At 58.6% G+C, this 13,506-nt stretch carries 11 protein-coding genes and 2 tRNA genes; 5 read left to right on the forward strand and 8 right to left on the reverse strand.

The window, feature by feature from the left end; translation table 11 throughout:
- Positions 1–76 (reverse strand) — tRNA-Ala (locus V0R60_RS23695).
- A 214-nt stretch (positions 77–290) separates the two neighbouring features.
- Entirely contained in the window at positions 291–1,772 is a 1,482-nt protein-coding gene (gene gltX / locus V0R60_RS23700; protein WP_330080795.1) for a glutamate--tRNA ligase, read from the reverse strand.
- Between the two features lie 143 nt (positions 1,773–1,915).
- Here gltX and V0R60_RS23705 point away from each other — a divergent pair, with 143 nt between their 5' ends.
- Both V0R60_RS23705 and V0R60_RS23710 read left to right on the forward strand, forming a co-directional pair.
- Complete coding sequence (locus V0R60_RS23705; protein WP_330080796.1) at positions 1,916–2,965, forward strand: HlyD family secretion protein; 1,050 nt, start codon at positions 1,916–1,918, stop codon at positions 2,963–2,965.
- A gap of 49 nt (positions 2,966–3,014) precedes the next feature.
- Positions 3,015–4,505 (forward strand): MDR family MFS transporter, encoded by a 1,491-nt coding sequence (locus V0R60_RS23710; protein WP_330080820.1) that lies wholly within the window; start codon positions 3,015–3,017, stop codon positions 4,503–4,505.
- A gap of 35 nt (positions 4,506–4,540) precedes the next feature.
- On the opposite strand, the gene uvrB is transcribed toward V0R60_RS23710, so the two are convergent.
- Complete coding sequence (gene uvrB, locus V0R60_RS23715; protein WP_330080797.1) at positions 4,541–6,556, reverse strand: excinuclease ABC subunit UvrB; 2,016 nt, start codon at positions 6,554–6,556, stop codon at positions 4,541–4,543.
- A 308-nt stretch (positions 6,557–6,864) separates the two neighbouring features.
- Between uvrB and V0R60_RS23720 the strand changes: the two genes are divergently transcribed.
- Positions 6,865–8,052, forward strand: a complete 1,188-nt coding sequence (locus tag V0R60_RS23720; RefSeq protein ID WP_330080798.1) for an amino acid aminotransferase — start codon at positions 6,865–6,867, stop codon at positions 8,050–8,052.
- Positions 8,053–8,113: 61 nt separating this feature from the next.
- Positions 8,114–8,189, forward strand: a tRNA-Asn gene (locus V0R60_RS23725).
- Between the two features lie 90 nt (positions 8,190–8,279).
- Here V0R60_RS23725 and V0R60_RS23730 read toward each other — a convergent pair.
- The 4 genes from V0R60_RS23730 to V0R60_RS23745 form a co-directional block, all read right to left on the reverse strand.
- Entirely contained in the window at positions 8,280–8,840 is a 561-nt protein-coding gene (locus V0R60_RS23730; protein ID WP_136475192.1) for a DUF1285 domain-containing protein, read from the reverse strand.
- A gap of 10 nt (positions 8,841–8,850) precedes the next feature.
- Complete coding sequence (locus V0R60_RS23735; RefSeq protein WP_136475191.1) at positions 8,851–9,456, reverse strand: DUF4823 domain-containing protein; 606 nt, start codon at positions 9,454–9,456, stop codon at positions 8,851–8,853.
- 66 nt (positions 9,457–9,522) lie between these two features.
- Positions 9,523–10,491 carry a GTP 3',8-cyclase MoaA gene (locus V0R60_RS23740; RefSeq protein WP_136475190.1) on the reverse strand — a complete coding sequence of 323 codons (969 nt, stop codon included), beginning with the start codon at positions 10,489–10,491 and terminating at the stop codon, positions 9,523–9,525.
- 128 nt (positions 10,492–10,619) lie between these two features.
- Positions 10,620–11,258, reverse strand: coding sequence for a TetR/AcrR family transcriptional regulator (locus tag V0R60_RS23745; RefSeq protein WP_136475189.1), 639 nt, complete (start codon positions 11,256–11,258; stop codon positions 10,620–10,622).
- Positions 11,259–11,330: 72 nt separating this feature from the next.
- Between V0R60_RS23745 and V0R60_RS23750 the strand changes: the two genes are divergently transcribed.
- Positions 11,331–12,464 (forward strand): aminotransferase class V-fold PLP-dependent enzyme, encoded by a 1,134-nt coding sequence (locus V0R60_RS23750; protein ID WP_136475188.1) that lies wholly within the window; start codon positions 11,331–11,333, stop codon positions 12,462–12,464.
- Positions 12,465–12,699: 235 nt separating this feature from the next.
- Here V0R60_RS23750 and V0R60_RS23755 read toward each other — a convergent pair whose 3' ends face one another.
- Positions 12,700–13,482 (reverse strand): TatD family hydrolase, encoded by a 783-nt coding sequence (locus V0R60_RS23755; RefSeq protein ID WP_136475187.1) that lies wholly within the window; start codon positions 13,480–13,482, stop codon positions 12,700–12,702.
- Between the last annotated feature and the right edge of the window lie 24 nt (positions 13,483–13,506).

A 13,506-nucleotide genomic window follows, 5' to 3' on the forward strand; every position in this document is an offset into this window, starting at 1 on the left:
TGGTGGAGCTAAGCGGGATCGAACCGCTGACCTCCTGCATGCCATGCAGGCGCTCTCCCAGCTGAGCTATAGCCCCACTATGTCGCTTTGAACTGAATCGCTTGGCTGGGTGCTTCGCGCTTCGTTTCGTTCATCGCTGTGGACGGGGCGCATATTAAGTTCGGAACACAGAGCTGTCAAATTTATTTTCAACAAAACCCTAAAAAAATTTCCGAGATAACAAACACTTACCGTCCAAAGCGTGGAACAACCCCGGTTTTACGGGATTGCAGGCCCATTCGCGCAGACTGTCAGGCGATCGTAGCCAACAGCTTTTCCCATTCTTTGTTCTCTTTCTTCGACACACCACCCAGCAAGTCCAGGGCCTGGCGCAGGCGATAGCGCGTCAGGTCCGGGCCAAGGATTTCCATGGCATCAAGCACCGACACCGAACTGGCCTGACCACTGATTGCGGCGAACATCAGCGGCATAGCATCGCGCAGCTTCAGCTCAAGGGCTTCGACCACTGCCTGAATGCAACCGGTGATACGGTCTTTTTCCCACTGACGCAGACCTTCCAGCTTCCACAGGATCAACTGGATAACCTGACGAACCTGATCAGCCGAAAGCTTCTTGTGCTCGAACAGCTTGGCATCGAGCTTCAGCGCGCCTTCAAAGAAGAAGCCACCCAGCGGAGCGATCTGGCTGAAGGTTTCTACCCTGCCCTGCACATGCGGGGCGATTTTCATCATGTAGTCACTATTGAACGCCCACTTCTGAACCCGTGCGGCAAACTCTTCGACTGGCAGCTCACGCAACCATTGACCGTTGAGCCAGGACAGCTTCTCGATGTCAAAAATCGGCCCACCCAAGGAAACCCGCGACAGGTCGAAATGCTCGACCATTTCCTCCAGGGAGAATTTTTCCCGTTCGTCGGGCATCGACCAGCCCATGCGTCCCAGATAGTTGAGCATGGCTTCAGGCATAAAACCCATGCGCTCGTAGAACGTCACCGAAGTCGGGTTCTTGCGCTTGGACAGCTTGCTCTTGTCAGGGTTACGCAGCAGCGGCATGTAGCACAGGGTTGGCTGCTCCCAACCGAAGTACTCATACAGCTTGATCAGCTTGGGTGCCGATGGCAGCCACTCTTCGCCACGCAGGACGTGGGTGATACCCATCAGGTGGTCGTCGACCACGTTGGCCAGGAAGTATGTCGGCAGGCCGTCGGTCTTCATCAGCACCTGCATGTCCATGCGGTCCCATGGAATCTCGACATCGCCACGTAGCATGTCCGGCACCACGCAGACACCTTCGGTCGGTACCTTCATGCGGATAACGTGCGGCTCGCCAGCGGCCAGGCGACGCTGTACTTCTTCAGCCGACAACAGCAAGGCACGGCCGTCGTAGCGCGGGGTCTCGCCACGCGCCATTTGCTCGGCACGCATCTGGTCCAGCTCTTCTGCGGTGCAGAAGCAGGGGAATGCATGCCCCATGTCGACCAGTTGCTGGGCGTACTGCTTGTAGATATCACCGCGCTCGCTCTGGCGGTACGGGCCATGCGGGCCACCGACATCCGGACCTTCGCTCCATTCGATGCCGAGCCAGCGCAGGGCATCGAAGATCTGCTGTTCGGACTCACGGGTCGAACGCAACTGGTCGGTATCTTCAATACGCAAGATGAACTCGCCGCCGTGCTGCTTGGCAAAGCAGTAGTTGAACAGGGCGATATAAGCGGTGCCTACGTGGGGATCGCCAGTAGGCGAAGGCGCGATACGCGTGCGAACGGTGGTCATGGGAGTCTCGGACTAGAGATGAATCAAAGGCAGGATGTTAACAGGGAGCGGGCACTGGGCTCCAGCAATGGGCGTGATCGGCACTTGTGGCAATGGATCCAAACACGGTTAAATTTGCTTACATTTTTGGAACGATAGTACCCATGCCCGCCCAACTCAAACGCCGTCTGCTGGTTTTCCTGATACTGGTCCTGCTCATCGCCCTCGCCTTTCTGGCCCACTGGTACTTCAAGGGTCGCTTCTACGAAAGTACTGACAACGCCTATGTCCAGGGCGAAATCACCCGGGTATCCAGCCAGCTCAGCGCTCGCATCGACGAAGTGCTGGTGCAGGACAACCAGCATGTAGCCAAGGGCGATTTACTGGTGCGCCTTGAGCCGGATGATTTCCGCCTGGCGGTGGAACGCGCACGCGCGGCCCTCGACACCCGTGAAGCTGAACGTATACAAGCCGAAAGCCGCCTGACCCAGCAATCCAGCCTGATTGCTGCTGGCCAGGCCCAAGTCGCCGCCAATCAGGCAACCCTGGGCCGCGCCGCACTCGATCTCAACCGTGCCCAGGCCCTGCGCAAACCTGGTTTCGTCTCCGAGGAACGGGTAACCACGCTGTCGGCGGAAAGCAACGTCGCCCGCTCTCAAGTGAGCAAGGCCCAAGCCGACCTGCAAGGCCAGCGCCAGCAGATCAATGCCCTGACGGCAGATATCAAGCGCCTCGATGCACAAATCGCCAACGCCCGCGCCGACCTGGCCCAGGCACAATTGAACCTGACCCGCAGCGAGATTCACGCGCCGATCAACGGCATGATCGGCCAGCGTGCCGCGCGTAACGGCCAAGTGGTACAAGCCGGTGCCTACCTGCTGTCGATCGTTCCGGACGAGGCCATCTGGATTCAGGCCAACTTCAAGGAAACCCAAATTGGTCACATGCAGCCCGGACAAAAAGCCGAACTGCTGTTCGACAGCTACCCTGATTCCCCGATCGAAGCGCGAGTCGACAGTCTGTTTGCAGCCTCTGGCGCTCAGTTCAGCCTGCTGCCGCCCGACAATGCCACCGGCAACTTCACCAAAGTGGTCCAGCGCATTCCAGTGAAGTTGACTTTCGCTACCGACAACCCGCTGCAGGGCAGGATTCGTCCAGGCATGTCGGTTACCGCAACCGTGGATATCCGGGATAGCGCCGACAATGGCCGGTGATTCGCTGATCCGTCCCGTCGGCGAGCCCAGCCGACGCGACTGGATCGCCGTGATGAGCGTGATGCTCGGCGCCTTCATGGCGGTACTGGACATCCAGATCACCAACTCCTCGCTCAAGGATATTCAGGGCGCCCTCTCAGCCACCCTGGAAGAAGGCTCGTGGATCTCCACCTCCTACCTGGTAGCGGAGATCATCATGATCCCGCTGACGGCCTGGCTGGTGCAGTTACTGTCGGCACGCCGCCTGGCGGTATGGGTGTCGCTGGGCTTTCTGGTGTCGTCGTTGCTGTGCTCGATGGCCTGGAACCTCGAGAGCATGATTATCTTCCGTGCCATGCAAGGCTTCACCGGCGGCGCACTGATCCCCCTGGCGTTCACCCTGACCCTGATCAAGCTGCCCGAACACCATCGCGCCAAGGGCATGGCCATGTTTGCCATGACCGCCACGTTCGCGCCATCCATCGGCCCGACCCTGGGTGGCTGGCTGACCGAGAACTGGGGTTGGGAATACATCTTCTACATCAACATCCCGCCAGGGCTGCTGATGATTGGCGGCCTGATGTATGGCCTGGAAAAGAAAGAAGCGCACTGGGAACTGCTCAAAAGCACAGACTATGCCGGCATCGTCACCCTTGGCGTCGGCCTGGGCTGCCTGCAGGTGTTTCTGGAAGAAGGTCATCGCAAGGATTGGCTGGAGTCGAGCCTGATCGTCGGTCTCGGCAGCATCGCCCTGATCAGCCTGATCACCTTCGTAATCGTGCAGTTTTCCAAGCCCAACCCGCTGATCAATCTGCGCATCCTCGGCAACCGCAATTTCGGCCTGTCGAGTATTGCCAGCCTGGGTATGGGGGTGGGCTTGTATGGTTCGATCTACTTGCTGCCGCTGTACCTGGCGCAAATCCAGAACTACAACGCCCTACAGATCGGCGAAGTGATCATGTGGATGGGCATCCCCCAGCTGTTCCTGATACCGCTGGTACCGCAGCTGATGAAAGTGATCTCGCCGAAAATTCTCTGCACCGTGGGTTTTGGCTTGTTTGGCCTGGCCAGTTTCAGCTCCGGGGTACTCAACCCTGACTTTGCTGGCGAGCAGTTCAACCATATCCAGATCATTCGTGCCCTTGGCCAACCGATGATCATGGTGACCATCTCATTGATCGCCACCAGTTACATCCTGCCCCAGGATGCAGGCTCGGCGTCCAGCCTGTTCAACATCCTGCGCAACCTCGGCGGCGCGATTGGCATTGCCTTGTTGGCGACGCTGCTGGATGCACGGACCAAGGTGTACTTCGATTACTTGCGTGAAGCCCTGGTACCAAGTAATCCGCACGTAGCGGAGCGCCTGGCACTGCTGTCCGAGCGCCTGGGCAGCGACACCGCAGCGCTTGGCAAACTGAGTGAGATCACCCACCAGCAAGCCATGATCATGGCCTACAACGATGCCTTCCACTTTGTGGGAATCGGACTTGCGATCAGCATGGTCGCAGTGCTGATGACGCGCAAACTGCCGCAGGGGCTGAAGGCTGGGGAAGCGCATTGAGCGTATCGCGGGGCCAGAGCCCCGCGATAGCGCCGTCAGGCGGTGATCATGCGCTCGCGTAGCGCGGCAATCTCGTCGCGCATCTGCGCTGCGGCCTCGAACTCCAGGTCGCGCGCCAACTGATACATCTTCTCTTCCAGGGCCTTGATGCGCTTGGCAATCTCACCAGGGGTGCGCAGTTCGGCTTCGTAGCGCGCGCTCTCTTCGGCCGCCTTGGCCATGCCCTTGCGCTTCTTGCTGCGCGAACCTGGCACGCTGGCGCCTTCCATGATGTCGGTGACATCCTTGACCACGCCCTTGGGCACGATGCCATTGGCTTGGTTGAACGCAATCTGCTTATCACGACGGCGCTCGGTTTCGCCGATAGCCCGCTCCATGGAGCCGGTCATTCTGTCGGCGTAGAGAATCGCCCGACCATTGAGGTTTCGCGCCGCACGGCCAATCGTCTGGATCAAGGAGCGCTCGGAGCGCAGGAAGCCCTCCTTGTCGGCATCCAGCACGGCTACCAGCGACACCTCCGGCATATCCAGGCCCTCGCGCAACAGGTTGATCCCGACCAGCACGTCGAACGTTCCCAAGCGCAGATCGCGAATAATCTCGACGCGCTCGACAGTGTCGATGTCCGAGTGCAGGTAGCGTACCCGGACGTCGTGATCGGCAAGGTAATCCGTCAAGTCTTCGGCCATGCGCTTGGTCAGCGTCGTCACCAGCACACGCTCTTCCAGCGCCACGCGCTTACGGATTTCCGAAAGCAGGTCATCGACCTGAGTCGTTGCCGGGCGCACCTCGATCTGGGGGTCCACCAGGCCGGTCGGACGCACCACTTGCTCCACGACCCGCCCCGCATGTTCAGCCTCATAAGGCCCAGGAGTGGCGGAAACGAAAATAGTCTGCGGACTCACACTTTCCCACTCGTCGAAACGCATCGGCCGGTTGTCCAGCGCCGAAGGCAAGCGGAAGCCGTACTCCACCAGGGTTTCTTTACGCGAACGGTCCCCCTTGTACATCGCCCCTACCTGCGGAACGCTGACGTGGGACTCGTCGATGACCAGCAGCGCATCGGCAGGCAAATAATCGTAGAGCGTCGGTGGTGGCGCTCCGGCCGGACGACCAGAGAGGTAGCGCGAGTAGTTTTCGATGCCATTGCAGTAACCAAGCTCGAGGATCATTTCCAAGTCGAAGCGCGTACGCTGCTCCAGACGCTGAGCCTCGACCAGCTTGTTGGCCTTGTGCAGATACTCAAGGCGTTGCTGCAGCTCTTCCTTGATGCCCTCGACTGCTTCGAGCAAAGTTTCCCGCGGGGTTACGTAGTGGCTCTTGGGATAAAAGGTGAAGCGCGGCAACTTGCGGATCACCTCACCGGTCAGCGGGTCGAACGCGGCAATATTCTCGACCTCATCATCGAACAGTTCGATGCGGATGGCTTCCAGGTCCGATTCAGCCGGGAATATATCGATCACATCACCACGCACCCGGAAAGTCGCGCGGGCAAAGTCCATCTCGTTGCGGGTGTACTGCAGGTCGGCCAGGCGGCGCAGCAAGGCGCGCTGATCGAGTTTGTCACCACGATCAACGTGCAAGACCATCTTCAAGTAGGTTTCCGGGCTACCCAAGCCATAGATACAGGACACCGTGGTGACGATAATCGCATCACGACGCTCCAACAGCGCCTTGGTCGCCGACAGACGCATTTGTTCGATGTGATCGTTTATCGACGCATCTTTCTCGATGAAGGTGTCCGAGGAAGGCACATAGGCCTCGGGCTGGTAGTAGTCATAGTAGGAAACGAAGTATTCCACCGCGTTGTTTGGAAAGAACGCCTTGAACTCGCCATACAACTGCGCCGCCAGGGTCTTGTTCGGCGCCAATACCAGGGTGGGTCGCTGCACTTGAGCAATGACATTGGCAATACTGAATGTCTTGCCCGAACCGGTCACGCCGAGCAGCGTCTGGTGCGCAAGGCCTGCCTCGATACCCTCGACCATCAAGCGAATGGCTTCAGGCTGGTCGCCTGCCGGCTGGAAACGGGTAACGAGCTGAAACTCGGACATGACAAACCTCTGTGTTATCGCGACGTATTCATCGCAGGCGCGGACAACTGTATCTATAAACAGTATTTATACCCAAATAGTGGTCGTGAGCGCCAGTTTCAACGCAATGTCATGGGTATTTCTGATTATGGACCGGTCAATTCGACTAACGGTCGAAAAATATTCTGCGAAACAACAGTAAAAGCTGCGTCAACCTGTCGCCGTGACCGATGGGTATCACTATACTGACTCCCCGTTTGTGCACCGCTCTAGTGCATCCGACTGGAGCGTGCGACCCCTATCACTCTCCATTCAGAGCCAAGGTAATAATGAGCCTGTTTTCCGCTGTCGAGCTGGCACCACGCGACCCCATTCTGGGCCTCAACGAAGCTTTCAACGCCGATACCCGTAGCAACAAGGTCAACTTGGGTGTTGGTGTGTACTGCAACGAAGAAGGGCGTATCCCACTGCTGCGCGCAGTGATCGAAGCCGAAACCCAGCGTGCTGCGCAGCACGCTTCCCGCGGTTACTTGCCGATCGATGGCATCGTCGCTTACGACCAGGCCGTGCAGAAGCTGCTGTTCGGCCCAGAGTCGCCGCTGCTCGCCGCAGGCCGGGTTATCACCACCCAAGCTGTCGGCGGTACCGGCGCGCTGAAAATTGGTGCCGACTTCCTCAAGCAACTGTCGCCCAACGCCGTCGTTGCAATCAGCGACCCAAGCTGGGAAAACCACCGCGCCCTGTTCGAGACCGCCGGTTTTCCGGTACAGAACTATCGCTACTACGACGCCGCCACCCACGACGTCAACCGCAGCGGTATGCTCGAAGACCTCAACGCCCTACCGTCGGGCTCGATCATTGTGCTGCACGCCTGCTGCCACAACCCGACCGGGGTCGACCTCAGTGCAGACGACTGGAACAACGTTCTGGACGTCGTCAAAGCCAAGGGCCACATTCCGTTCCTGGACATGGCTTATCAGGGCTTCGGTGACGGTATCGCCGAAGACGCCGCTGCAGTACGCCTGTTCGCCGAGTCGGGCCTGAACTTCTTCGTCTCCAGCTCGTTCTCGAAGTCGTTCTCGCTGTATGGCGAACGCGTCGGTGCACTGTCCATCGTCACCGATTCGAAAGAAGAAAGCACCCGCGTGCTGTCGCAAGTCAAACGCGTAATTCGCACCAACTACTCCAACCCACCGACCCACGGCGCGAGCATCGTTGCTGCCGTGCTCAACAGCCCTGAGCTGCGCGACATGTGGGAAACCGAGTTGGGCGAAATGCGCCAGCGTATCCGTGGCATGCGCAACCAGATGGTCGATCTGCTCAGCGCCAAGGCAGACTTCAGCTTCGTCGGTCGCCAGCGCGGCATGTTCTCCTACTCGGGCCTCAGCATTGAGCAAGTCGCCCGCCTGAAGAACGAATTCGGCATCTATGCACTGGATACCGGCCGTATCTGCGTTGCTTCGCTCAACCAGAACAACATCGAAGTCGTGACCAACGCGATCATCGAAGTTCTGTAAGCATGAATTGCCAAGGGGAGGCTTGACTTCCCCTTAGCAATCAGTAAGATACGCCACAGATTCCGCGATAGCTCAGTCGGTAGAGCAAATGACTGTTAATCATTGGGTCCCAGGTTCGAGTCCTGGTCGCGGAGCCAAACACCTGAAAAACCTCCAGTTGCGCTAAGCACTGGAGGTTTTTTCGTTTTGGGCAGGCTCATGCTCATGAGCCCGCCCCGCCCGTGGTATCAGCTACGGCCAATGGGGTAAAACACCCCACCACTCCATACCCCCAGCCATTCCTGCCCGTCGATCTGCTTCGGCACAGCCAGTTCCACCAACTGATAAAACACGTTGCGATGAATCAACGCTTCCAGATTCTGGCGCATGTGCACATAAGGCGACGGCTCCTGGGTTTGCGCATCGATCTCAAAACGCAACGGGTGCTCGGGCCCTGCCTCCACCTGATCTTCGACATTGCTGGTGAACTTCAGTACCTGCTGCTCTCCCGCCCCCTGCACATCCAGGGCCACCGCCACGAAGGGCACGTCATCGACCTGAATGCCGACCTTCTCCACCGGCGTGACCAGAAAGTAGTCATCGCCATCGCGGCGGATAATGGTAGAGAACAGCTTGACCATCGGCTTGCGCCCGATCGGCGTACCCAGGTAATACCAGGTGCCGTCACGGGCGATGCGCATATCGATATCACCACAGAAGTCCGGATTCCACAGATGCACCGGCGGCAAGCCCTTTTCGTCCTTTGGAATTTGCGCCAGTAGATCAATGGCCTTACCGGTATCCGTCATCACCTGCTCCTTAACGACTCATGCCTAAAAGGCTACGAGCGTAATCTTCAAGGGGTGGGCCGAGCAAATCTTCTGGCTTGTTGTCATGGAACGTCAGCAATCCGCCACGCGTGTTGATGCGCGTGGTGTCGATCAGGTACCGAGTACTGGTTTCAATCAGCATCAACTGCACCACGCCGGTATCCACACCCAGGCGGTCGACCGCTTGTTCGTCGTACCACTCGTCGCCATTGCCAATGCGATCGTCAGTGCGCGCGAAGCGGGCATAAAGCAGGTAATGGGCACCTACCCCGCGCGCCTCAACCAAGGCCTGCTCCAGCCCCAAGGGGCCTTGAGCGCGACGGACCATGGGGAAGTACTCGATAAAGCCCTTGAACGCCTCCTCGGCCACGACGTTGGGCCGTGGATAGGGACCCTTGCCTGGCGGGACGAATGCACCCTGGCCAATGTAAATGAATGAATCCGGCTGCAGGCGCACCGACAGCGAACGACGGGTGTCGCTATGATCGAGCAAACCAGCATCGCTCATGTGATAACGGACGCCCTCGCCCATATCGCTGACATTCATGCAGCCACCCAGCGCGATGAGCGCGAGCAGCACAACCAGGCTACGCATCTATCCTCCAATGGCCGGTGACGGAAAACCGGCGAATGGCCGACAGATGCAGCTTTTGCGCCAGTCTTAGCCGCCGATGATTTTCATCACCGTCGCCCCACCGGAAAACGCCAGCGCCTGCTTGTCACCCAGGGCCTTGAGCAGCAACCCTTGCAAGGCCGGCAACGCCTGATGGCGCGGTTTATCGAGCAGGTCGCCGACATAGTGACGGTTGTTCGAGGAGAGGCAGCCATGCAACCAGCCGGTGGAAGACAGGCGCAAGCGCGAACAGGTGCGACAGAAAGGCACGCTTTCGTTAGCGATGACGCCAAAGTAGCCACGCCCGGGAATTTGATAGCGCAATGCGGTGGCATCGACCGGTGCATTGGCCTGCAGGTATTCGTAACGCTCGGCAATTAACTGCAGCAGGTGATCGAGGCCGACAAATTGCTGCAGGAATGCATTGCTGTCGCGAGCCAGGTGACCCATGCGCATCAACTCGATAAAGCGCAACTCGTAACCGCGATCAAGGCAGTAATCCAGCAGCGGCACGACCTGATCGAAGTTCTGCCCGCGCAAAGGCACCATGTTGACCTTGATTTTCATCCCGGCCGCACTCGCCTGCTGCATACCGTCGAGTACCGTTGCAAGGTCTCCACCGCGAGCGATGCGACGAAAGGCGTCGGGATCGAGCGTATCGAGGGAAACATTCAAACGCCGTATGCCCACCTCTCGCAGCAGGGGCAACTTGCGCGAGAGCAACTGACCATTGGTGGTCAAACTGATTTCATCCAGGCCAAGACCTGCGACCGAGGTCAGAAAGGATTCGAGCTTTGGGCTGACCAGCGGTTCGCCCCCGGTGACGCGCAAACGTTCGATACCAGCGGCTTCGATCAGATAGGCAACGCCTCGGGCCATGGCCTCGGCAGATAACTCGTCCTGAGCCGCCACCAGACGCTTGCCGTCGGGTACGCAATAGGTGCAGGCATAATTGCAGGCAGCAGTCAGGCTGACACGCAAGTTGCGAAAACGCCTGCCTTGGCGATCGACGATCATTGAGGTGACTCCGGCATGGATGAATCGGGCCTGCAAAACCTGACTCAAAAATCAGGTTTTTGCAAGCCTCTTGCAAGAGTATAGGCCTCAAGCCTCATCGCAAGCGGGTTTGCGCCCGAAGCAAGGCGTCAGTTGCCAGCAGGATCCGGGTCGCGCTTGCGCTTGTTGCCCATGCGCACACCGATGTCCATCAGGAACTGGAAGAAACCTTCCTGATCTTCCAGAACATTGCTCCAGAACGGCGAGTGATACAGCGCTACGGCGCCATGTACCAGCGCCCAGGCGGCGCAATAATGGAAGTACGGCGGCACGTCTTCGAGCTTGCCTTCGCTGATACGCCCCTTGATGAGCAAGGTCAGACGCTCGAAGTTGGAGGCACGGATCTTGTGCAACTCTTCGACCATCTCAGGCACCTGGTTGCCCTTGACCACCTTTTCTTCGAGACGATCGAACAAGCGATAGCGTTGCGGATCGCGCATACGGAATTCGAAGTAGGCACGCGACAGGGCTTCCTTGTCGCGATCAACATCGGCAGAGTGCAACAGTTCGTTCAAATCGCGCTCGTAGTCGAGCATCAGGCGCAGGTAGATCTCCGCCTTGGATTTGAAATGCTTGTAGATCGTGCCTTTGCCGATACCGACTGCATCAGCGATCATCTCGACGGTGACACTGTCTTCACCCTGTTCGAGAAACAGCTTTAGCGCGGTATCGAGAATCTCTTGCTCACGGCGACGAAACTCACGGACCTTACGAGGTTCTTTCTGCATAAGAAGGACTGGATCAAAATCGAAGCCGGTTATTATGCCTAACTTGTGCCAAAATGCACGGATCATCCAACCATGTCTATGTTTCTTGATGAATTTGCACAGGCTCCGGGCCTTCGCTACCTGAATCATGCCGCGGTCGCACCTTGGCCCAAAAGGGCCAGCCAGGCGGTCTCACGCTTCGCTGACGAAAACGTTTTCCTCGGTGCCAGGGACTATCCCCAGTGGATGGTCATGGAGCAACGCCTGCGAGAACGCCTGATGCGCCTGACCAACGCGCCATCGATCGACGACATCGCCTTGGTCAAGAACACTTCCGAAGCACTCTCGTTCGTGGCCTTCGGTCTCCAGTGGCAGGTAGGCGACCAGATCGTCATCAGCGATGAAGAATTCCCTTCCAATCGCATCGTCTGGGAAGCCTTGGCCGACCAAGGCGTGCACGTGATTCAGGTAAGCCTCAAGGGACAAGACCCGGAGGCCGACCTGCTCGCCGCATGCGGCGACCGGGTGCGCTTGCTGGCCATCAGTGCGGTGCAATTTGCCAGCGGCCTGCGCCTGGACCTGGTCCGACTTGGCCAAGGCTGCCGCGAACGCAAGGTGCTGTTCTGCATCGACGCCATCCAGCAGTTGGGTGCCCTGCCCTTCGACGTCCAGGCCTATCAGTGCGACTTCGCCATGGCCGATGGTCACAAATGGATGCTTGGCCCTGAAGGCCTTGGGGTTTTCTATTGCCGCGAGGACATTCGCCCGCAGCTCAAACTGAGCGAGTACGGCTGGCACATGCTTGAGCATATGGGGGACTACACCCGCAGTGACTGGAAGCCCGCTCATAGCGCCCGCCGCTTCGAATGTGGCAGCCCGAACATGCTCGGCGCGGCCGCGCTGGATGCCAGTTTGTCACTGCTGGAAGAAATCGGCATGCAGCAGGTGTCCGCGCTCGTGGCAGAGCGAGTGCAATGGCTCTACGAAGGGCTGTCTGCCATTCCCGGCGTACGCTTGCACAGTCCGCAAGACCCACAACGCCGCTCTGGCATTGTGTCGTTCAGCATTGCCGGAAAGGATAACGCCAAGGTTTATCAGCAACTCAATCAGGAACAGGTGGTGTGCATTCCTCGCGGGCCTGGCGTGCGTTTTTCCCCGCATTTCTATACCACTAAACAGATAATCGACGAAACTTTGCTAATCGTGCGCCAGATTGCAGAGCGATGAGCGATCAGCAGCGGTGGGCGTATTCCAAATCTGTTTAAAAAACGAGCAACCACCGCTGGCAGCCAGCCAATCCTGACCAATACTTCAGGTGTTGGCGCGACACATCCCCCCAAGTGGCGCGCCGATAAAGGTGCTCAGGGACCGCGTACCTTTGTTTTACTCCTAATGGTCTTAACCCGGATTCACCCCCCAGAACCCGGGTTTTTTTTGCCTGTCGTTCAGCCTTGCCAGCCGCTCAGCTCACCCGCGCGAGGGGGAACAAACGCTTGAAGTTCGCCGTGGTCTGCTCAGCCAACTGCTCATAGCGCTCCCCGCGCACCATCGCCACGAACTCTGCCACTTCGCGCACATACTGCGGAAGGTTCGCTTTGCCGCGATAGGGAATGGGCGCCAGGTAAGGTGAGTCGGTTTCCACCAACAGGCGGTCGACCGGCACCTGGCGGGCGACATCGCGCAAGGCATCGGCGTTGCGGAAGGTGACGATACCGGACAGCGAGATGTAATAGCCCAGGTCCAGCGCGGCCTTGGCCATATCCCAGTCTTCGGTGAAGCAATGCAGGACACCCGCCTGGCTCAAGTCCGCTTCCCGCAGCAGGGCCAGCGTGTCTGCGCGCGCTGCACGGGTATGAATGATGACTGGCTTGCCGGTCGCCTGCGCGGCCTGCAGGTGCAAGCGAAACGAGTCCTGCTGAACCTGGGCAGCTTCAGGCTCATAGTGATAGTCCAACCCGGTTTCGCCGATGGCCACTACATGGGGGTGTTCCAGCTCCTTGAGCAGCCAGTCGAGCGGCGGCGCGCCATCCGGCGTCAAGTCCAGAGGATGGATACCCACCGAGCAGTCCACGTCGCTGTAGCGCTCGCTCAGGTCCTTGACAGCCTGGGCGTTGTCGGCACTGACGCCGATGCACAAAAAGTGACCGACGCCGCGCGCACGGGCAGCATCCAGGGCCGCGTCAAGCGAGCCTTGGTGGGCAGTTAGATCGAGACGATCGAGGTGGCAATGGGAATCTACAAGCATGGGCACATCACAACACTAAAAAAA

Source organism: Pseudomonas auratipiscis (genome assembly GCF_036324085.1).
Classification (GTDB): Bacteria; Pseudomonadota; Gammaproteobacteria; order Pseudomonadales; family Pseudomonadaceae; genus Aquipseudomonas; species Aquipseudomonas auratipiscis.